Annotated in this window: 20 protein-coding genes and 1 other annotated feature; of the genes, 6 read left to right on the top strand and 14 right to left on the bottom strand. The window is 36.5% G+C overall.

What is annotated here, in order from left to right:
• Positions 1-33 precede the first annotated feature (33 nt).
• On the bottom strand, positions 34-984 hold the full coding sequence (locus tag ABH957_RS20115; RefSeq protein WP_061676181.1) for a DMT family transporter: 951 nt from the start codon (positions 982-984) through the stop codon (positions 34-36).
• A gap of 426 nt (positions 985-1,410) precedes the next feature.
• Here ABH957_RS20115 and ABH957_RS20110 point away from each other — a divergent pair, with 426 nt between their 5' ends.
• Positions 1,411-3,336: a heavy metal translocating P-type ATPase gene (locus ABH957_RS20110; protein ID WP_404449297.1), complete on the top strand. Its 1,926-nt coding sequence runs from the start codon at positions 1,411-1,413 to the stop codon at positions 3,334-3,336.
• 183 nt (positions 3,337-3,519) lie between these two features.
• Here the strand turns inward: ABH957_RS20110 and ABH957_RS20105 are convergent, their stop codons facing one another.
• Genes ABH957_RS20105 through ABH957_RS20095 form a run of 3 tightly spaced genes read right to left on the bottom strand, consistent with a single transcriptional unit; the run spans position 3,520 to position 5,428 of the window.
• Positions 3,520-4,389 carry a YihY/virulence factor BrkB family protein gene (locus tag ABH957_RS20105; RefSeq protein WP_002063656.1) on the bottom strand — a complete coding sequence of 290 codons (870 nt, stop codon included), beginning with the start codon at positions 4,387-4,389 and terminating at the stop codon, positions 3,520-3,522.
• Positions 4,390-4,394: 5 nt separating this feature from the next.
• On the bottom strand, positions 4,395-4,910 hold the full coding sequence (locus ABH957_RS20100) for a DUF4075 domain-containing protein (protein WP_002063654.1): 516 nt from the start codon (positions 4,908-4,910) through the stop codon (positions 4,395-4,397).
• Positions 4,911-4,963: 53 nt separating this feature from the next.
• Positions 4,964-5,428 (bottom strand): low molecular weight protein-tyrosine-phosphatase, encoded by a 465-nt coding sequence (locus tag ABH957_RS20095; protein WP_002139513.1) that lies wholly within the window; start codon positions 5,426-5,428, stop codon positions 4,964-4,966.
• Between the two features lie 175 nt (positions 5,429-5,603).
• Between ABH957_RS20095 and ABH957_RS20090 the strand changes: the two genes are divergently transcribed.
• On the top strand, positions 5,604-5,828 hold the full coding sequence (locus tag ABH957_RS20090; RefSeq protein WP_113937976.1) for a DUF1128 domain-containing protein: 225 nt from the start codon (positions 5,604-5,606) through the stop codon (positions 5,826-5,828).
• A 192-nt stretch (positions 5,829-6,020) separates the two neighbouring features.
• On the top strand, positions 6,021-8,687 hold the full coding sequence (locus ABH957_RS20085) for a cation-translocating P-type ATPase (RefSeq protein WP_404512094.1): 2,667 nt from the start codon (positions 6,021-6,023) through the stop codon (positions 8,685-8,687).
• A gap of 34 nt (positions 8,688-8,721) precedes the next feature.
• Here ABH957_RS20085 and ABH957_RS20080 read toward each other — a convergent pair whose 3' ends face one another.
• The 7 genes from ABH957_RS20080 to ABH957_RS20050 form a co-directional block, all read right to left on the bottom strand.
• On the bottom strand, positions 8,722-9,804 hold the full coding sequence (locus ABH957_RS20080; protein ID WP_002029585.1) for a toxic anion resistance protein: 1,083 nt from the start codon (positions 9,802-9,804) through the stop codon (positions 8,722-8,724).
• A gap of 18 nt (positions 9,805-9,822) precedes the next feature.
• Positions 9,823-11,454, bottom strand: a complete 1,632-nt coding sequence (locus ABH957_RS20075; RefSeq protein ID WP_016093408.1) for a YceG family protein — start codon at positions 11,452-11,454, stop codon at positions 9,823-9,825.
• A 110-nt stretch (positions 11,455-11,564) separates the two neighbouring features.
• Positions 11,565-12,356: a TerC family protein gene (locus ABH957_RS20070; protein WP_002139507.1), complete on the bottom strand. Its 792-nt coding sequence runs from the start codon at positions 12,354-12,356 to the stop codon at positions 11,565-11,567.
• 73 nt (positions 12,357-12,429) lie between these two features.
• Positions 12,430-13,008: a TerD family protein gene (locus tag ABH957_RS20065; protein ID WP_002010227.1), complete on the bottom strand. Its 579-nt coding sequence runs from the start codon at positions 13,006-13,008 to the stop codon at positions 12,430-12,432.
• 80 nt (positions 13,009-13,088) lie between these two features.
• Entirely contained in the window at positions 13,089-13,673 is a 585-nt protein-coding gene (locus ABH957_RS20060; RefSeq protein WP_002010225.1) for a TerD family protein, read from the bottom strand.
• A gap of 26 nt (positions 13,674-13,699) precedes the next feature.
• Positions 13,700-14,296, bottom strand: coding sequence for a TerD family protein (locus tag ABH957_RS20055; protein WP_113937980.1), 597 nt, complete (start codon positions 14,294-14,296; stop codon positions 13,700-13,702).
• A gap of 128 nt (positions 14,297-14,424) precedes the next feature.
• Positions 14,425-15,303 (bottom strand): ROK family protein, encoded by an 879-nt coding sequence (locus ABH957_RS20050; protein ID WP_404512092.1) that lies wholly within the window; start codon positions 15,301-15,303, stop codon positions 14,425-14,427.
• Positions 15,304-15,510: 207 nt separating this feature from the next.
• Here ABH957_RS20050 and ABH957_RS20045 point away from each other — a divergent pair, with 207 nt between their 5' ends.
• Positions 15,511-16,665: a cell wall anchor protein gene (locus ABH957_RS20045; RefSeq protein WP_404512090.1), complete on the top strand. Its 1,155-nt coding sequence runs from the start codon at positions 15,511-15,513 to the stop codon at positions 16,663-16,665.
• Positions 16,666-16,934: 269 nt separating this feature from the next.
• On the opposite strand, the gene proS is transcribed toward ABH957_RS20045, so the two are convergent.
• Both proS and ABH957_RS20035 read right to left on the bottom strand, forming a co-directional pair.
• The gene (gene proS, locus ABH957_RS20040; RefSeq protein WP_404512088.1) at positions 16,935-18,365 is read right to left on the bottom strand and encodes a proline--tRNA ligase; all 1,431 of its coding nucleotides are present in this window, start codon (positions 18,363-18,365) and stop codon (positions 16,935-16,937) included.
• A gap of 45 nt (positions 18,366-18,410) precedes the next feature.
• Positions 18,411-18,618 (bottom strand) — a binding site (T-box leader).
• 93 nt (positions 18,619-18,711) lie between these two features.
• On the bottom strand, positions 18,712-19,005 hold the full coding sequence (locus ABH957_RS20035; RefSeq protein ID WP_002124993.1) for a YesK-like family protein: 294 nt from the start codon (positions 19,003-19,005) through the stop codon (positions 18,712-18,714).
• A gap of 154 nt (positions 19,006-19,159) precedes the next feature.
• On the opposite strand from ABH957_RS20035, the gene ABH957_RS20030 reads away from it, so the two are divergent.
• Together ABH957_RS20030 and ABH957_RS20025 are read left to right on the top strand one after the other, a co-directional pair.
• The gene (locus ABH957_RS20030) at positions 19,160-20,473 is read left to right on the top strand and encodes an alkaline phosphatase family protein (protein WP_404457657.1); all 1,314 of its coding nucleotides are present in this window, start codon (positions 19,160-19,162) and stop codon (positions 20,471-20,473) included.
• 108 nt (positions 20,474-20,581) lie between these two features.
• Complete coding sequence (locus ABH957_RS20025) at positions 20,582-21,865, top strand: MFS transporter (RefSeq protein ID WP_404512086.1); 1,284 nt, start codon at positions 20,582-20,584, stop codon at positions 21,863-21,865.
• A gap of 75 nt (positions 21,866-21,940) precedes the next feature.
• Here the strand turns inward: ABH957_RS20025 and ABH957_RS20020 are convergent, their stop codons facing one another.
• Positions 21,941-22,192, bottom strand: a complete 252-nt coding sequence (locus ABH957_RS20020; RefSeq protein WP_002010192.1) for a helix-turn-helix transcriptional regulator — start codon at positions 22,190-22,192, stop codon at positions 21,941-21,943.
• Positions 22,193-22,245: the final 53 nt, after the last annotated feature.

Genomic DNA, 22,245 nt, shown 5'->3' with positions numbered 1-22,245 from the left:
ACTGTTCTTCCATTTTAATCGTTTTTCTGTTCTCTATGCTACTTGTTTTTCTTGCTCAACTTTCTTTTTAACCGGGTTACGATTTACTACAATAATTCCCGCTGCGACACACGCTAAACCAAATAGTACAAAGGAATGGATTGCTTCCCCTAAAATTAGACTTGATAGTAGTACACCAAAAACTGGTATAAAGAACATATACATTGAGACTTTCCCTACTTTGTTATACTTCATAATTGTATTCCATATACAGAATCCGGCTGCTGATAAGAACGATAAATATATGAGCATAAGTATTGCATGTAGATTAAATATGAATGGCATCATTCCAACTTGAAATGCACCTATACATAGCAACCCCATTGATCCGAAAATCATCTGATATGCTGTCATATACCCAATATCTAATGTTTTACTACCTTCTTTCGCTAATATGTTTCCATACGAATACATCATGGCTGCCCCAAGAAGTAATAAGCTACCTATTCCAAAATGAAATGATAAACTTCCATCACTCGGTACATTCACTAAAATCACACCGCAAAAACCGATAGCTACTCCAATTACTTTTCGCCTATTTAGAGCATCATCTTTATATAAAAAGTGTGCGAGTAAAATTTGAAAGAATGATGATGTTCCTGAAATAATCGCTCCTTCAATTCCTGAGCTGTAACTCATTCCAATATAAAAACATATATATTGAAGAAAAGTTTGAAACAAGCCAATTTGAACTAACTGCTTTCCTGTTCCTTTTTTGAACTTCATATCTTTTCCTAACGCTTTAAAAAATAATAAGAGCATTACACCAGATAAGAAAAAGCGATAGCCAGCAAATAATATTTGTTCCCCGACTTCTTGTGGCTGAATTCCAAGTTCAGCATAGCTTAATTTAATAAAGGGAAATGCGCTTCCCCATAAAAATGTTGCTACTATTGCAGCAATAAACACGCCAATCGGATGGGTAAAAAATTTCTCTGTCTTCAACTTGATGTCTTCCTTTCCGACCTTTTTATGAACAATATTCATATATACCAAAGGAAATGCGAAAACACAAGTTTTCAGTTTATCCCGCTATTCGCCGGGCAGTAAAACTCCCACCTCCAAATTCGGCTGGGGCAAAGAAGTTAAGTGGGAGCCCTGCTGCCCGTAAAAGCCCGATTGACGAGGGCTAATAATCAGCGTGGGATGAACAAAACCCCCACTAATTAAAGTTTCACTTTATACTAAAACAAAAACATATCATCTAAGAAAAACATATGCTATACTATAGAATAATTACAATATAATAACTATTAAAACCAGATTCAACAGAAATGCTGCTATCCATTATGGATGGCAGCTTTCGTCGTTTTATAGGGGTTTCGATTTTGATTCTTTTTCTCAATAAGAATTCGGAAGGAGCGAGTATTAATGAACGTAGAAGTAAAAACATTACAAGCACAAAAAGATATTTCTCATCCCTCTTTATGGGATACATTAAAGAAACATTATGAACTTATATTTGCAATCGCATCTGGTATTTTTATTTTAGCTGGTTGGTTATTCACAAAAAATGATGCAATAAGTGCAGGTATTACTTTATATATCCTTGCTTATGTAGTTGGAGGATTTGCAAAAGCAAAAGAAGGTATTGAAGACACAATTGAAGAGAAAGAGCTAAATGTTGAAATGCTCATGATTTTTGCAGCTATCGGCGCCGCAGTTATCGGTTACTGGGCAGAAGGTGCTATTTTAATCTTCATCTTTGCATTAAGCGGAGCAATGGAATCTTATACATTAAGTAAAAGCCAAAAAGAAATTTCCGCGCTTCTTGATCTACAACCTGAAGAAGCATTACGTATTTCAAACGGAATTGAGGAACGTGTTCCAGTTGAACAATTACAAATTAACGATATTATTTTAATTAAGCCAGGTGAGCGTGTTCCTGCTGATGGCACAATTCATACTGGTGAAACAAATATTGATGAAGCTGCTATTACAGGAGAACCCATTCCGAATGAGAAAAAATTCGGCGATGAAGTATTTGCCGGCACTGTAAATTTACGTGGTGCTATTGAAGTTAAAATTACGAAGCCGAGCGATCAAACATTATTCCAAAAGATTATTCGTCTCGTTCAAAGTGCACAAAGCGAAAAATCCCCATCACAACTATTCATCGAAAAATTTGAAGGAACATACGTAAAAGGTGTACTACTTGTTGTTGCGCTTATGATGTTTGTTCCTCATTTCTTACTTGATTGGAGTTGGAATGAAACGTTTTATCGCGCGATGATCTTACTTGTAGTCGCTTCTCCTTGTGCGCTAGTTGCAGCCATTACACCGGCAACTTTATCAGCAATTTCAAACGGAGCGAGAAACGGTATTCTCTTTAAAGGTGGTATTCATTTAGAACGTCTAGCTTCAGTAAAGGCGATTGCCTTTGATAAAACAGGAACATTAACACAAGGAAAACCTACTGTAACAGATGTATATGTTCGAGAAGGCATAGCAGAAAGTGAAGTACTTTCTATTACAGCAGCGATTGAAAGTCACTCTACACATCCTTTAGCAGAAGCGATTGTTAAATATGCAAAACATGCTTACGACATTACGATAAAAAAACCAGAAAACGTTGAAGATGTAACTGGTTTTGGATTAAAAGGAATATTAGAAAACAAATCTTATAAAATTGGTAAAGCTGATTTTATTGGAGAAGAAACAAAGACATTTCATAATGGCATTTCTGCTTCACTTGAAAAAGAGGGGAAAACTGTCGTTTATATTAGTGATGAGGATGGTATTCTTGGACTGATCGCTTTAAAAGATACCCTTCGCCAAGAAACGATAGCGGCTATTCGTGATTTGCAAAGCATTGGTGTCGAAGCAATCATGATTACTGGTGATAATGAAGAAACAGCAAAAGCAATTGCCAATGAAAGTAATATAAAAGAATATTACGCATCATGTTTACCGGAAACAAAAGTTGAAACGATAAAGCAGTTAAAAGAAAAGTACGGCATAGTCGCCATGGTTGGAGATGGTATAAACGATGCACCTGCACTCGCTACTTCTAGTATTGGTGTTGCAATGGGTGAAGGAACAGACGTAGCATTAGAGACTGCAGACGTTGTTCTTATGAAAAACGAATTATCTCGTCTCTCTCAAGCAATCCGTTTATCAAAACGAATGAACCGTATTGTGAGGCAAAACGTTATCTTCTCTTTAGCTGTCATTGCAATGCTGATTTGTTCTAATTTCTTGCAGTTTTTAGCTCTTCCATTCGGTGTTATTGGACATGAAGGAAGTACCATTCTTGTAATCTTGAATGGCTTACGATTATTAAAAGGAAATAAGTAACGGGTCCCTGATAAAGGACCCGTTTTTTTTTAATGGTAGCTATTGTGACCGTTCGCACTACTGCTCGTTTTATGCTTTGGATGCGAACTGCTCTTTTGTTTATTATTACTTTTATTATTGTGGTTCTTTTTATTATTACTCATGAAATATCCCCCCTGTTCCCTTTTATTATGGAACAAGAGCTCATTTTTCATTACGGGAATTATTGTCACCCGTTCTATAATGATGGAGTAAACCATTAATTTCACCGCCAAGTAAAATTACCCACGCAGTTAAGTAAAACCATAACATTAAAATAATGATACCACCGAGACCACCATATGTATTAGCGTAATTTGCAAATTTATCTACATAATAGGCAAATGAGTACGATACCACAATCCATCCTACAGTAGCAAATATTGCTCCCGATATGACTTCTCTTCGCTTTAATTTCCGATCAGGCGCAAATGTATATAAAAAGCTAAACAAAGCGATTAAGACAAAGAAACTTGCTACTAAACGCGTAATACTCCAAACATAAGAAAAACTATCCGATAAACCAATTGCTTTAAACACGGCTGCCCCAATCACTTGTCCAAATACTGGGACGATTAGTGCAAACACAATCATAAAAATTATCGCTAACGTGAACACGATAGATAAAGCTCTTGTTTTAATAAAAGAACGGGTTTCTGTTACATCATAAGCACGGTTAAAAGCGTTCATAACCGCATTCACCCCGTTTGAAGCAAACCATAACATCGATAGTAAACCGAATGATAATAAACCACCATTTTGTTCGTTTACAACTTTATCTACGTTTACTTCAATTAAATTCATCGCATCTTCTGGTACGTACGGTTCTAATAAATTGAGCACACTTTCTGTTTGAAGGTCAATAAAGCCAAGAAGCGTAATTAAGAAAACAAGCCCAGGGAAAATCGCAAGCAAGAAGAAATAAGCGAGCTGTGCTGCTAAGCCCGCTACATCATCGCGCATCGTCCGGTCATATAAATCTTTCCCAAACGAAAAAGTGCGATTTCTTTTTGCTTTTTCTAGAAATTTCCTCATATTTTTTAGACGCTTTTCTTCTCTTCTTTATTTTGCTTTAGCTCAATGTATGCTTCAGTTTTTTTTTCCTCTGCATTTGAGTCTTTCATAAATAATTCACGCGCTTCTTTCATACCACCATCTTCAGCTACCACTGGCTCTTCTTCTGCTTTAAGCTCATCTACCTTTGGAGATACAGCTTGAATTTCAATCGTTTCCGGCTTTTCTACTGGCACGATTTTTTTCTTACTAAAAATTTCTTTCGTTTCTTTTAACGTTTCTACAACAGACGGCGTCAATTTTTTGATTTCTGCTACTTTCGCTTTCACTACATTAAAATCAGCAAGTTCGCGTCCTTTATCTGTAACAGTTTGCACTTTTTCTTTTATCTTCGAATTTTCACCAATTTCAATCATCTTTGTTTTTGCTTTTTCTGCCGTGTTTTTTACTTTTTCACGGTTTTCTTTCTTTAACATAGATACAGCTACACCTGCAGCTACACCAATCGCAATGTTTCGAGCAATATTATTTTTCTTTGCCATATTCCTTCACCCTTTCATTTCTTATATTAGAAAGTATTACTTTCTAAGCTTCCTCATATTCCTTGTTCATTTCGAATGAAAGCTACTAGCTTTGCACACCCTTCTGTTACAAGGTCATACACTTCTTGGAAGTTCCCTGTAAAGTAAGGGTCAGGAACGTCTGTCCAGCCACCGTCTGGAACAAAATCGGACAGTCTACCAATATAGCCTCCAGTTTTACCAAAACTTTTTAAATCCGCTATATTCTTGTTGTCCATGGCAATAATATAATCAAACTTTGTTAAGTCTTCTTTTTCTACTTGCCGTGCTTTAATTCCTTCAAAAGAGACTTCATTTTCTTTTAAAATTTTTTTTGTTCCTTTATGTGGTGGATGACCAATATGCCAATCTCCAGTTCCTGCAGAATCAATGACAATTTTCTCTTCGAGTCCCTCTTTTACGACAAAATCTCGAAAAATTGCTTCTGCCATTGGAGAACGACAAATATTCCCAAGACAAACAAACAATACTCGGACCATATTTTTGTCTCTTCCCTTCTTGGTGCATTTCTTAATATATATCTATAGTATAAACAACCAATTATTAATTATAAAGGAAATCCCTACTAATTTAATAGGATTGAAAAGTTTCATTAACGAAAATGATAAAAAAATGTTAAGATAGCCTTATGTTATTTTAAAGGGGGACACTTCGGTGGATTTATCCGTAAAATCAGAAGTAAACGTTGAATATATGGTAGAAGCTATTAAAGAAAAATTACGCATGGTTAATGCTGGAGCAATGAGAGCTGCTAGTTTTAACGAAGAAATGTACGAGGACTTACGTGACATTTATGAGCACGTTATGAAACGTGAAACATTCAGTATTAGTGAAATGCAAGCTATTACTGAGGAATTAGGTACATTAATTAAAAAATGACAAAGAGCCTCACGTATTCGAGGCTCTTTTAATTTCAACAAATTCATGACAACTCTTCTCTTTTCCTCCTCACATTCTAAATTACTGTACAATGAAAGTAGAACCTCACCTTAGATTTTTTCTCCATACATACTACTCTAAAAAAATTGCCACACTACCATTGCTAACTGTTTTTACTGGAGGTGCTTACTTATGAGCAATTGGTACAGTAAGACGAAAAATCAAACATTAATCGACCTAGAAACAAATGAACAACACGGTTTAACAGATAAAATCGTAAATGAACGTTTAAAGCAATATGGTTCTAATGAATTAGCTACCAAGCAAAAACGTACTTTATGGCAGCGCGTTTTCGCCCAAATTAATGACGTCCTCGTATATGTCCTTATTATCGCTTCCCTTATTTCCGCCTTTGTAGGTGAATGGGCCGATGCAAGTATTATCGCGCTCGTTGTAGTTTTAAATGCTGTTATTGGTGTAATCCAAGAATCGAAAGCGGAACAGGCTTTAGAAGCATTGAAAAAGATGGCAACACCTAAAGCTATCCTAAAGCGAGATGGTGAACTAAAAGAGATTCCATCTGAGCACGTCGTTCCAGGTGATATCGTTATGCTTGATGCCGGACGATATATACCATGTGATTTACGGCTTATCGAAACTGCTAATTTAAAGGTTGAAGAATCTGCTCTAACTGGTGAATCTGTCCCCGTTGATAAAGATGCAGTCTACCATCCTTCCATGCAAAGTGATGAACAAATACCGTTAGGCGATCAAAAAAACATGGCTTTTATGTCGACGCTAGTAACATACGGACGTGGCGTCGGCGTTGCTGTTGAAACTGGGATGAACTCACAAATTGGCAAGATCGCTACCCTTTTACATGAAGCAGACGATGATATGACACCACTTCAAAAAAGCTTAGCACAAGTAGGAAAATATTTAGGATTTGTCGCTGTAGCTATTTGCACTACTATGTTTCTCATCGGTTTTTTACAGGGCCGGGATACGTTAGAAATGTTTATGACCGCAATTAGTTTAGCTGTTGCAGCCATTCCAGAAGGCTTACCAGCTATCGTTTCCATCGTTCTTGCAATTGGTGTTCAGCGTATGATTAAACAAAACGTTATCATTCGTAAACTACCAGCTGTTGAAGCTCTCGGTTCTGTCACAATTATTTGTTCAGATAAAACAGGTACATTAACTCAAAATAAAATGACCGTTACTCACTTTTATAGTGATCGCACATACGACCAGCTAGAAAATTTGAATGTAAATAATGATGCACACCGTCTATTATTAGAAAATATGGTTTTATGCAACGATGCCTCTTACGGTGCCGACTCACAAACAGGGGATCCTACAGAAATTGCCCTTCTTGTTGCCGGAAGCTCTTTTAACATTCAAAAAGATCATTTAGAAAATAAACATGAACGTGTTAACGAATTGCCTTTCGATTCTGATCGTAAAATGATGTCAACTGTACATACATACGATGAAGGCTACTATAGCATGACGAAGGGTGCTATTGATAAACTTTTATCTCACTGTACCCATATCTTTATAAATAATAAACTTGAGGTCCTAAAAGATTCTGATAAAAATCAAATATTAGAAGCTGCCGGGTCAATGTCGCAAGAAGCCTTAAGAGTACTTTCATTCGCATATAAACGATACGATTTAAACGATATGGATATAAATCATCTCGAAGAAAATCTCATCTTTATCGGTCTTGTCGGTATGATTGATCCACCACGTACAGAAGTAAAAGATTCAATTACAGAATGTAAAAAGGCTGGTATTCGCACAGTTATGATTACGGGTGATCATAAGGATACCGCCTTTGCAATTGCCAAAGAACTTGGCATTGCTGAAGAAATATCTGAAATCATGATTGGAACTGAATTAGATACCATTCCAGATACAGAACTAGCAAGTAAAATTAATCACTTAAATGTATTCGCTAGGGTCTCTCCAGAACATAAAGTGAAGATTATAAAAGCATTACGTGCTAAAGGAAATATCGTTTCCATGACTGGTGACGGTGTAAATGATGCTCCATCTTTAAAACAAGCAGACGTTGGAGTAGCAATGGGAATTACAGGAACAGATGTCGCAAAAGGCGCAGCAGATGTAGTTTTAACAGACGATAACTTCTCATCTATTGTGAAAGCTGTTGAAGAAGGAAGAAATATTTATCGTAATATTAAAAAGTCTATTCTCTTCCTACTCTCTTGTAACTTCGGCGAAATTATAGCTCTCTTTTTAGCTATTTTACTCGGCTGGGCAACACCACTACGCCCTATTCACATTTTGTGGGTAAATTTAATTACAGATACACTGCCTGCATTATCACTCGGTGTTGATCCTGAAGATCCAGATGTGATGAAGGAAAAACCACGACATGCGAAAGAAAGCTTATTTAGCGGCAGCGTTCCTTTTCTTATTTTCAATGGGGTTGTAATTGGACTTCTTACTTTAACAGCCTTTATCGTTGGGGCAAAGCTCTATACAGGAGATACAAATTTATTTCCTCTCTTCCCAGATCAAATTGATGAAGACGCTCTATTACACGCCCAAACGATGGCATTTGTCGTTCTTAGTTTTTCTCAACTCGTTCATTCATTTAACTTACGTTCAAGAACGAAATCAATTTTTTCAATTGGGATATTTACAAATAAATATTTAGTCTTCTCACTTCTAATCGGTGTTCTTATGCAAGTGTGTATCATCTCCATCCCACCTCTTGCCAATATATTTGGTGTGCATGCATTAACAATGCGAGATTGGGGATTTGTTCTCTTGTTAAGTATCATTCCGCTTGTTGTGAATGAAATCATTAAATTAGTTAAGAGAAACTAAAAGGCAATGAGGACTGTTCCTCATTGCCTTTTCTTTATCCTTGTAATTCTTTTTTGATGTTCTCTGTTAATGTAGCCATGCGCTTGCGGCTTTCTTCACGCTCACGTTTATTTTGCTCTTCAATTTGTTGTGTTTCTTGCATACCTCTTGAAATAATGTTCCAAGTTTCCTCAAGTGTTTCCATCTTAATACTAGAAGAACCTGATAATCTCGCTACTTCCACACTTTGAGTTGCGATATTTTGTGCATTTTTCTTAAGTAATTCATTTGTACGGCGATCAAGTTCAGCCATAGAGTCCGCAACAAGCTTTTGACGTTTCGCATTTACCGCTTGAATGATACCATTTTTAAAGATAGGAATCGTTGTAATAAATGCCGTATTGATTTTACCGATTAATTTATTGTTACCGCGTTGAATCATACGAATTTGTGGTGCTGTTAATAGAGCAACCATACGAGCTTTTTCTAAATCATCAATACGTTGTTCTAAAATTTCAACAGAGTTTTTAAGCGATTCTAATTCAATACCCGCCAACTGATCATTATTACGTATGCGCTCTTCGTACATCGGAACTAACTCTGTATTTAAACGCTCTAATAACATTTCCCCAGCTACTACGTATTTTTCTAAGTCTAAATAATACTTTAAGTTTTGCTCATATAAACCATCTAACGTACCAATTGATTTTTTCATTTCATCTTGATACTTCGTAATTTCTACGTATACTTTATCCATCTCGCGACCCATCGTCTGATACTTACTAAAGATTTGTTCAATCATTTTATCTGCTTTTTTGAACATACGTGAGAAGAAACCACTTTTCTCTTCCGCAAAGTCTTTACTATCAAATCTGTCCATAATTTTACCGAGCTGCTTTAATAATTCACCTGAGTCTTCTACTTTCGATAAAGACATTGTATGTAAAATTTGATCAGCGAAACGTGAAATTTCCATAGAAGGTTCTTTTCCGAGTTCAATTAATTCTAATTGATCTTTAATATCTACTGCGTTATAAATACGTTGCACTTCTGCATCTTGTCTAAGTTGCAAGCGAACATCTTGTGCGGTTTGCTCATTCAATTCTGTTTTCGAATCTAGTACGACTGGGTTATTCATATGGTATTCTCCCTTTCCTTATAAAAATGGACGAAATAGTCCTTTTATTGTTTGTGATAAATTTTTATAGGCTGATGAACCATGAAATTCAAGATCGAAATTAACTTCTTCAAGCCAATGTGAATCAAATGCTCCTGATTGAATATACGGTTCAATATCGTTTCTCCCCGTTGGATTAAAGTGGAATACATCTACTCCAATTTGATTTAAAAATAGTAATAACACAGCATCAGAACGACTTAATTCTCCGCTCTTCTCATTATTAAATATAACAATTTTCGGTACTTCTTGCGAATAATCAAATTTCTCAAGCTGCTCTAAAATGTTCGGTGGTATTTGAGAGAGTTGTGCGAAAACATACAGTGCTACATCTTGTTTCGTCTCTTTCGCAATTGGTTTACACATTTCACTTTCGCACGTATGGATCATTGCTTCTGCAATACCATGTTGTAATCCTTCTGGTAAACGCTTATGTGGCCACCAATGGCTGTTCATAATTAAATCCGGATGTAACTTCCCTGCGCGGTCCAATGCATCTCGATAATGATATTGGAAATTCGCTTTTTGTTCTTTCGTAAACGGGAATGTATTAATCAAGAAACTGTTATCAAATGATGTAACAGCCTTTAATCGCTGAAAATATTCTTTATCATTCTTTGAAACACCTGATATTTTTGCAAATAAAGAAGGAATATAAATATGCTTATTTTCAACAAAGAATGTTGGACGTACAAATGCCTTTTCTTTCGTAATTAAAAAGAGTTCATCGTACGTCGTTTTGAGCGTACGGGCTACAGGTGTATACGAACGGAATTGCCATGGTTTATATAATAATGAATTATCGTGGTGAAGTACTTGCTCGATTTCTTTTGAAGCTTGATAAGCTACCGTTGCGACGCGTTCACGACGCCGATCAGGAAATGGTTCCAATGAAATACGGCCTGAATGAGATACGACAAAGGTCTTTCCTTCCTCATCTACACTCTCAAATCCATCTTTTCCTTCTGGGTGATAATAAAGCACATCGCAACCGAGCATAATAAGAAAGTATAAGAAATATATACGGCTCTCCGTCGCATCACCGTACCAAACGACACGCGGCATTTGTTTCTTATAATTAATCGTAGAGAACCACTTCGCTACGTAATTTTCACTTAATTTAATCATATCGATTAAGAAACGCCGGAATCCTTCTGTTTTTAAAGATTGATTATGTTGTTTCTCATACAATTTCAATACAGAAATAAACGTCGTATGTATATAATGCTGTAAATCAGGATTGTCTACTTGCGGTAATAGTTGTTTTCCAGACAAATGTGCTACAAGCCTATTTACTGTAAGTCCATTCGGCGCTTCTTGATGTAATGCAAAAACTTCTTGAATATGGCGCAGTTTTTCGGGATCAATCACCTTATTTAAATTTTGTTCATGCAAAACCTCGATCCCTTTTGCTTCATTATAATCAAATAGTTCATTGAAATATTCATCTACATCATTCGGAACACCAAGAATGCGACTTGCTATGTAACTAAATTTCATCTCATTCTCTGTCAGTTCATATTGTGGGCGTTTTTCTAAAAGCGCTTCAAATTGCTTTAAATCTGATTCATCTTTTAATGCACATGGTTGAAGTGTAAAACGTGAAAACACAACAGTTCACCTCCAAAAACATTTACGTTTTTTATAAAGTCTCTCTTCTATTATAAACTATTTTTAGTTATAAAAAATGGGCGCTCGCATAACGAGCAAACCCATTTCAATTATTTATGTTCATTTTTAGTAGCTGCAACTTCTTCTTTAGCTTGTCCAGAATTCTTCATGTAGTGAAGTATAAATGTTGCTCCAAACGCTATAACTAAAATAATAAAGAACAGCATATGACTTACTTCAATATGAACGACAGACAGTAGCATTTTTGCTGCAATAATTAAGATTAAAATATATGCTGTCGTTTCAAGTTCTGGAATACGCTCTAACAATTTTAAGAATACGCCAGCGATACCGCGCATCATTAAAATACCGAGCATTCCACCTAATAGTAAAATCCAAACTTCATTCGATACACCAAATGCAGCAAGTACACTATCTACAGAGAACGCAATATCCATTAACTCAACCATCGCAACCGTTCCCCAGAAGACACCAAACATTCTGAAGAGAATACTATTTTGGTTCATACCATGAGCTTCCTCTTCTTCTGCATTACCTTTTCGTTTATCAATGAAGTATTTAATTGATAGCCAAGCTAAGTAAAGTGCACCTAACACTTTTACCCATGCCAATTTAATTAAGAACATTCCGATTCCAATTGCAATAAAACGAAATACATAAGCTCCAATAAGTCCATAGAATAATGCTTTTTTTCGTTTTTCTTCTGGAAGATGTTTTACCATTACCGCTAACACAAGTGCATTGTCAGCAGATAATAACCCTTCAAGTACAACAAGTGTACCTATTAACCCCCAAGATACTGGATCTTGTAACACTTTAATCCACATGTCCAAGTCGAAAAACTGAGCATACGTATCAAGGATTCCTTGCAAAATACTCATCTTACCTTTATCCCCTATTCTTTGCTAGATTTATAGAAAGGTCAAAAAAAGGAAACGAATGCCGTTTCCCTTCTTACGCATCCAAGCCATACGCTCTTACAAGTGCACCTAATCCACCTTGGAATCCACTTCCTACTGCACTAAACTTCCACTGTCCATTATGACGATATAATTCACAAAAGACAACTGCTGTTTCAATGGAGAAATCTTCCCCTAAATCAAAACGAAGAACTTCTTCGTTTGTTTCTTCATTTGCTAAACGAACGAATGCATTTGCAACCTGTCCAAAGTTTTGATTACGGCCTTCACCATCATAAATTGTAACTGTAATAGCAATTTTATGAACATCTGCTGGAACCTTTTTCAAATCGACAACAAGTTGCTCATCATCACCGTCACCTGCACCTGTACGGTTATCTCCTGTATGTAAAACTGATTCACAAGGAGACTGTAAATTATTATAGAAAATAAAATCAGTTTCCTTCGTACATTTCCCGTTCGCATCTAATAAAAAGGCAGATGCATCTAAATCAAAATCAGATCCACCATCATAAGATTTAATATCCCATCCAAGACCAATTACTGCTCTTGATAAACCTGGGCTTGTTTTAGCTAAATCTATTTTCTGTCCTTTTTGCAATTGAATAACCATATATATTCACCTCTATATTTTAATTTTTAAAAATATATCCATCAGTAAATACGCGTTTCACTGATGGATATATAAATCTATTACTCTACATCTAAACCAAAGTTATTACATAGAGAACCTAATCCACCTTGGAATCCACTTCCGATTGCATTGAATTTCCATTCACCTGCGTGACGGTATAATTCGCTTACTACTACAGCTGTTTCAATAGAGAAATCTTCTCCTAAATCGTAACGAATTAATTCTGCATTCTTTTCTTCATCCATAATACGTACGAAAGAATTAGAAACTTGTCCGAAGTTTTGACTGCGGCCTTCTCCATCATAAATTGTAATTGTGAAACAAATACGCTCAATGTTAGCAGGAACATTTTTTAAGTCTATTTTAATTGTTTCATCGTCGCCTTCACCTTCGCCTGTACGGTTATCTCCTAAATGCTCTACAGCACCATTCGCACCTTTTGGATTATTATAGAAGACGAAATCCTCTGCTCCTGAAACTTTACCGTTAGCACCTACTAAGAAGATACTAACATCTAAATCGAAATCGTTTTGTCCATCATAACGATTCGTATCCCAACCAAGTCCTACAAGAACTTTCGAAAGACCTGGATTTGTTTTTGTTAAGTCTACCTTTTGTCCTTTTTTCAATGAAATAGATGCCATATTATACTATTCCTCCTTGGTTTATTTTATTGGTAACGTGATACAATCTCACTTAAGTTTTTATCTTGTGTTCCTTCTCCCACTGCTGAAAACTTCCATTCGTTTCCATGTCGGTACATTTCACCTGCAATTAAAGTCATTTTGCCAGCATAATTATCTGACAAGTTATAACGCGCTAATTCTTCACCTGTTTGTGGGTTTTGAATACGAATATATGCATTGCGAATCATCCCAAAATCTTGACGACGATTTACACAGTCATAAATATTTACAACGAATACTAGACGATTAATACGGCTCGGAACTTTATGTAATTCTACGAAAATTGTTTCGTCGTCACCAGCGCCTTCACCTGTTAAATTATCTCCTGAATGAATGATACTACCACAAGTAGAAAGTTTGTTGCCGAAGTAAACTAAATCATTTTTGTTTAAAAAACGATCCCCTTCTAACATAACAACTGATGCATCACAATCTACATTTGGTTTACTTCCAAATAATGAAGACAGAAATCCACCTGATTGCCCAATTGGATCCCAGCCTAAGCCAACCTGCATTTTCGCTACTCTAGGTTGTCCTTTCGTTAAATCAATCTTTTGTCCTTTTTCTAAAATAATAGGCATGAAGTTTCTTCCTTTCTACAAAGCATTTTCCAACTCGGAAAACATTGTATTCTTCTCTTATATTGTAGCATTATTTATCTAATGAGAAAAAGGATAAATTCTCAATTATATGAAAACAGATACTATATTTATTTATACTGATGTAATAAGTGGTAAATAGAGCCAATCATTCCTGCACAATTACCGCTTTGCGCAAGTTTAATCTCACAATTACTATAAATCTCTTGATTTAAGTATGTTCCTATCTCTTCCTTCACTTCATTTAAGAAATCATCGCCTCTTTCAGTAATTCCCCCACCAATAATAATCATTTTCGGATTAAAAATATAAGCAAGATTGCTAATACCAATCGCCAAATGTTTAAAGAAAATCTTCACGGCTTGAGTAACACCGCTATCACCCTTATCATATAATTCGAAAATTGTTTTACCATCCCACTCCTTTTTACCTTTATATCTTCGTACAAGACGAATTAATCCCGAAATTGAGGCAACCTCCTCAAAAGTTTTCCCTTCTATTAACATGTTCCCCCATTCCCCAGCGCCAAACGAATGTCCACGGTATAACTCTCCATTTATAACAATTGCTCCACCAATGCCCGTTCCAAGCGTAAGCATAATAAAATCGCTTTCTCCCCTCCCTGTACCTTTCCATTTCTCTCCTAAGGCTGCACAATTAACATCATTTTCAATAGATACAGGAACTTTTAATACTTCTTGTAATCTCTCAACAATAGAAATATTAGCATAACGTGGAATATGATCCACACCTCCCGTTATAACTCCTTTATTAATATCAACAATTCCCGCTGTACTAATACCAATTCCGGAAATAGTATATTCAGTCATTAACTTTTTTGATAAATATATAAGCTTTTGAACAATTTGTTCCCCGCCCAAGTGAATTTCTGTCGGGACCTTTTTATGTATTAGTACTACACCTATTTCTGAAACAATTCCATATTTAATTTGCGTACCACCAATATCAAATGCAATATATTCTTTCATCCGTTGCCACTTCCTCTACTGTTATGAGTGTAAATTCTCCATCACTCTACTGTCTGCAAGGAATTTACATTAACTCTTTTCTCCCTTTAGAAATACACCACCTTCTTCTATATATAGTTTTTTTTGCATAAAACTCTTTTTCCTATGAAATATTACAAAGGGGTGTATTTTAGATGGAACAATAATTTTTTCTTCAGGAGGAAAACAATGACAAAAATATTCATTTTAGCATCAACACTTTCTTTATCCTTTTTTAGTGGCTTAAATATTGGTAATGCTGCAACTGAAAACTTCAATCCAATAACAAACGCTATTGTACAACATAACGATAATTTAGCAGAAGGTAATTCAAAAGATAATAATAAACCTCCAGGAAACAATGGCTCTCAGGACGATAGTGGTTCTGGTGGCAACGGTTCTGACGGCAGTGGCTCTGGTGGCAGTGGTTCTGGTGACAATGGTTCTGGTGACAATGGTTCTGGTGACAATGGCTCTGGTGGCAATGGCTCTGGTGGCAATGGCTCTGGTGGCAATGGCTCCGGTGGCAACGGTTCTGGTGGCAGTGGTTCTGGCGGCAGTGGTTCTGACGGCAATGGCTCTGGTGGCAGTGGTTCTGGCGGCAGTGGTTCTGGCGATAATGGCTCCGGTGGCAACGGTTCTGGCGGCAACGGTTCTGGTGGTAGTGGTTCTGGCGGCAGTGGTTCTGACGGCAATGGCTCTGGTGGCAGTGGTTCTGGCGGTAACGGCTCTGGCGGTAACGGCTCTGGTGGCAACGGCTCTGGCGGTAGTGGTTCTGGCGGTAATGGCTCTGGTGACAGTGGTTCTGGCGGCAGTGGTTCTGGTGGCAATGGTTCTGGTGACAGTGGTTCTGGCGGCAGTGGTTCTGGTGGCAATGGTTCTGGTGGCAACGGTTCTGGTGGCAATGGTTCTGGTGGCAATGGTTCTGGTGGCAATGGTTCTGGTGGCAACGGCTCTGGTGGCAACGGCTCTGGTGGCAACGGTTCTGGTGGCAATGGTTCTGGTGGCAATGGTTCTGGTGGCAATGGTTCTGGTGGCAATGGTTCTGGTGGCAACGGCTCTGGTGGCAACGGCTCTGGTGGCAATGGTTCTGGTAGCAGTGGCTCTCAGGGAGGTAACCGCGTTAAAGGCGACAGCAGTTCTCAAGGTGGTAATGGCTCTCAGGGCGGCAACCGTGTTAAAGGCGATAGCGGCTCTCAAAGCGGTAACGCAAAAGATAATGCAACAAAACAAGGCAATAAGTTGCCTAATACTGCAACACATTATCCTGCATCTATTTTAATGGGACTTTCAACATTCCTAATTGGTGTGTTACTATTTATTCGTCGTAAAAACGCAAAATAAAAAAAATCATCCTTCCATCTAAAAATACATGAAACAGATTATAAAGTGAAACTTTAATCAGTGGGGATTTTGTTCATCCCCCACTGATTATTAGCCTTCACCAATCGGGCTTTTACGGGCAGCAGGGCTCCCACCTAACTTCTTTGCTCCAGCCGAATTTTGAAGTGGGAGTTTTACTACCTGGAAAATAACGGGATAAAACTAAAAAGGACTTTGATTGCATTTTATTATGCAATCAAAGTCCTTTTTGTCATCTAGTAGCAAGAGTATTAATACGCTTTTCCCCAATACACCATCTGCTTCGCTTTGTTACTACAGCAAATACATTCGTCAGCTAAACTTTCTTGTTCGAACGGAATACAACGTGAAGATACTCCAATTTCTTCTTTTAGTTTTTCTTCACAAGCTAGTTCTCCGCACCACATCGCTTTAATAAACCCTTGTTTTTCATCAACTATTTTTTTGATCTCTCCGAAATTCGTCACACTATAAGTACTCTCATCTCTAAATACTTTTGCTTTACTAAATAAAGAATGATGAATCTCCTCAAGTAATGATGGGATGCGCTCTTCTAATTGATCCATTGCTATAAACTCTTTTTCTTTCGTATCTCGCCTTACAAGTACAACTTGATTCTTTTCAATATCCTTTGGACCAACTTCTAATCTAATTGGAACACCCTTCATTTCATACTCATTAAATTTCCAGCCAGGTGTTTTATTGCTAGCATCTATTTTTACACGTGCAACCTTCTGAATACGTCCTTGCAACTCTGTTGCTTTGTCTAACACACCTTCTTTGTGCTGAGCAATAGGAACGATAACAACTTGTACTGGAGCGACTTTCGGTGGCATTACAAGTCCGTTATTATCGCTATGAACCATAATAAGTCCACCTATCATTCTTGTTGATACACCCCAAGATGTTTGATGTACGTATTGCCATTTACCGTTACGATCTAAAAACTTAATATCAAATGCTTCAGAGAAATTCGTTCCAAAGTTATGAGATGTTCCTGTTTGAAGTGCTTTTCCATCATGCATTAAACTTTCAATCGTATAAGTTGCCTTCGCTCCTGCAAACTTTTCTTTTTCTGTTTTTTGCCCTTTAATAACCGGAATCGCTAAATACTCTTCACAAAAAGCAGCATATAGATTTAAAATATTTAATGTTTCAATTTGAGATTCTTCTGCCGTTTCATGAATCGTATGACCTTCTTGCCATAAAAATTCAGTTGTACGAAGGAATGGTCTCGTCGTCTTCTCCCAACGAACTACTGAACACCACTGGTTATATAACTTTGGTAAATCATTATATGATTGAACAATTTTTGAAAAATGCTCACAGAATAGAGTTTCAGATGTAGGGCGTATACAAAGTCTTTCCGCCAATTTCTCATCTCCGCCATGAGTAACCCACGCTACTTCAGGAGCAAATCCTTCAACATGATCTTTCTCTTTTTGTAATAAACTCTCTGGAATGAACATTGGCATGTACACATTTTCATGACCAGATTCTTTTAATTTTTCATCCATCACTTTCTGCATATTTTCCCATAATGCATAACCGTATGGACGTAAAATCATACAACCTTTCACACTTGAATAATCAACAAGCTCCGCTTTTTTTACAATATCGGTATACCACTGAGCAAAGTCTTCTTCCATTTTCGTAATGGCTTGTACTTGTTCTTTTACCATAGTTATTCTTCCTCCTTTAGAAAATAGAAAAAGCCCGCGTCCCCAAATAGGGACCGAGCTTTGTCGGCGTTACCACCCTGATTCATACACAAAAAAATTGAGTATGCTCTCTTTTTGATAACGGGAATTTCCCGCTGCATATGCAGAACTCAAAGGTAGGTTCCATATCGCCTCTTTAAGAATCTTCCAGCCAAAAGGATTCTCTCTCTGCAAAAAGGTAAGACATGTACTATTCCTTTTTCATCGTTATAACAAAATAAATTTGTTGAATATCATAATATAAATTTTATTTCAAAACAAGAGCCAATTTTCTTATTTTTATACATTTTTTTCAATTATCACTGTTTTATACGTAACTTTTCCGAACTATTTTTACAAGTTGATGAGCAACCATACCAATTAGTGTACCAATTAAAACGAAGAAACAAATAAATCCGTATCCCATTCCTTCCCAACCACCAATAGCGATCATTGTTACAGGAAAGAAAGCTAAACAAAGAAGTACTAAACTAAGTGCAAATATAATATCAAACTGTTTGTCTGGAAAACGTTTCTTTAGTAAATATGACATAAAAAATACAAGGAGAACGGTGACTCCACCAATGATGTAAAAGATACCAAATCCATCTAGCCAATCCATAGTATTCCCTCCTTCCATTCATTCCCTTATACTTATTATATGTTTAATTTTTCTGAAAATAAATAACAAAATTTTATTCAAAAATATATTTTTATTACCAGGTATTAATAGTAATATATAAAAATAGGTTTTATATAATCAGGAGGGAAACTTTATGGATAAAGCATTAACAAATCGCGTCATTATTTTATCTTTCGACTGCTTATCAGCTTTAGATTTTCCTATATTACAAAAACTACCTAATTTCCAAACTTTAATAAAAAGGGGCGCGATTGCGAAAAAAGTGGAGCCAATTTATCCTTCTGTAACATATCCAAGCCACTCAACAATCGTAACCGGTAATTATCCTAATAAGCATGGCGTTGTCAGCAATACATTACTTCAACCAGGACGTGATTCACCAGATTGGCATTGGTATCGAAAGTCCATTAAAGGAACAACTTTATATGATGAAGCACGCAAAGCAAATTTAACGACAGCAGCCCTTCTATGGCCTGTTACTGGAAGAGCAAATATCGATTACAATTTACCAGAAATTTTTCCAAATAGAGCGTGGCAAAATCAAATTTTAGTTTCATTATTTAGCGGTAGCCCGCTATATCAATTAGATTTAAATCGTCGTTTCGGCCATATACGAAATGGATTGTCACAGCCTGAGCTTGATGATTTCGTCCTTGCTTCTGCCGTACATACAATCCGGACGAAAAAGCCTAATGTTATGTTTGTACATTTTACTGATTTAGATACGCAAAGACATTACCATGGCTTCGAGTCCGAGGAAACAGTAGCTGCAATCCATAGACACGACGAACGCCTTGGAAAAATTATTCATGCATTAAAAGAAAGCGGGATATACGAAGAAAGTACAATTATTGCACTTGGCGATCATAGCGCTTTAAGTGAAAACAAAGCAATCCAATTAAATGTCCTATTCGGTCAAAAAGGACTTATATCCGTAAATAAAAGTGGAAAAATACACGATTGGAAAGCTTATTGCCAAAGCTGTGATGGATCTGCCTACGTACATGTAAAGGATAAAAATGATACTGAAACGATTAAAGAGATTCAACTTCTTCTTGAAGAGCTTCTTCAGGATAAACAAAATGGAATTGAATTTATTCTGCACGATGAAGATGCAAAAGAACGTGGTGCTGATGGTAATTGCTTATTTATGCTAGAAGCCATGGAAGGTTATTACTTCATTGAAAATTATACAGGTGATTTCATAAAAGAAATTACTAAAAAAGATGTTACTTCTAGTAAGAAATATACATTTGGAACACATGGATATTCCCCAACAAAACCTAACTATGAAACAATTTTTATGGCTGCTGGGAAAGGCATTCAAAGTGGCGTTACAATCCCGTATATGAGACTGATTGATGAAGGTCCCACTATTGCTAGGTTACTCGGTTTGCACTTAGGTGAAACAGACGGAGCAATTGTAGAGGATTTACTTCAATTGTAAAGAACTGTGTATATATGTAAAAGTTATGTAAAAATCATCACTGTTTCTCTTTTTACAATTTTTATTTTTGTACACTGTTAGTAGAACAAATTTAAGGGGGAACATTATATGGAAAAAATGTCCAGACAAGAAAAAAGCTGGATATTATATGATTGGGCGAACTCGGTATATTCGCTCGTCATTACAACTGCATTATTTCCAATTTACTTTAAAGCAGCTGCAAAAGAAGCTGGACTATCTGGTGCAACTTCAACAGCCTATTGGGGATATGCAAACTCGTTCGCTACACTTTTAATTTCTATACTCGCTCCTATTCTCGGCACGGTTGCTGATTATAAGGGATTTAAAAAACGATTTTTCACATTCTTCTTTGGACTCGGTATCGTATTTACAAGTATGCTAGCAGTTGTTCCAACATCTCAGTGGTACTTATTACTAGGATGCTATATGCTCGCATTAGTTGGCTTTGCTGGAGCAAATATTTTTTATGATGCATTTCTAGTAGATGTTACCTCTGGAGATAGAATGGACCGAATTTCTACGCGAGGTTTTGCATTAGGTTACATTGGGAGCACAATTCCTTTTATCGGTTGTATTGCTCTTATTATTCTTGCTCAAAAAGGAACTATCCCCTTATCAGTCGGAATTGCTAGTCAAATTTCCTTTGCAATAACAGCTCTTTGGTGGGGACTATTTACGATACCAATGCTAAAAAATGTAGAGCAAACACACTATATTGAACGTCATCCAAGACCAATTGCAATGAGCTTCAAGCGCCTTGCTAATACGTTTAAAAATATTAAAGAATATAAAACTGTATTTATGTTCCTAATAGCTTACTTTTTCTACATTGATGGGGTAGATACAATTATCACTATGTCTACTGCTTACGGAACAGATCTCGGTATTAGTGCAACCAATCTATTAATCATCTTATTTGTAACACAAATTGTCGCTTGTCCATTTGCTTTATTATATGGAAAACTATCGGAAACATTTACCGGTAAAAAAATGCTATATGTCGGCATTATCATTTATATCGTTATTTGCACATATGCTTATTTCTTAAAAACGACGTTTGATTTCTGGATTTTAGCAATGTTAGTTGCTACTTCTCAGGGCGGGATTCAAGCACTTAGCCGTTCTTATTTCGCAAAACTAGTACCGAAAGAATCTGCAAATGAATTCTTCGGATTTTATAATATCTTTGGTAAATTCGCGGCAATTATGGGTCCGGTATTAGTTGGTGTCACAACACAATTAACAGGAAAAACAAACGCTGGTGTCCTTAGTATTATTGTCTTATTTATTATCGGTGGATTCTTATTAACTAGAGTACCCGAAAATGATACGTCCGTTACACCACCTAATCCGAAAACTAAAACAATATAAGAGAAAGATCCCCTTCACACAAGAAGGGGATCTTTTTCTTATATTTTTAACGATAACGCCCCACAATTAAAAACTCTAAAGCTTGTACAAAAATAGTTTATCGACAGTTGTTCCTAATACTTCTGCTAACCGGAATGCTAGCGCTAAGCTTGGATCATATTTATTATTCTCAATTGCATTTATCGTCTGTCTTGATACGTTACACTTATCCGCTAATGCACCTTGTGAAATATTATTTGCAGTGCGCAATTCATAGATTTGATTTTTCACACCGTTTCTCCTAACCTGTAAAATCGTTTTTACATCATCAGTATATAGTTGGTACATTTCATTGTCAAAAGATTGCCATAGAAAAAGGGAACAAACATGCTCCCTCACGA

The sequence above is a fragment of the Bacillus sp. RC242 genome (genome assembly GCF_044908245.1).
Classification (GTDB): Bacteria; Bacillota; Bacilli; order Bacillales; family Bacillaceae_G; genus Bacillus_A; species Bacillus_A mycoides.
This window is presented reverse-complemented; position numbering and strand designations above follow the sequence as displayed.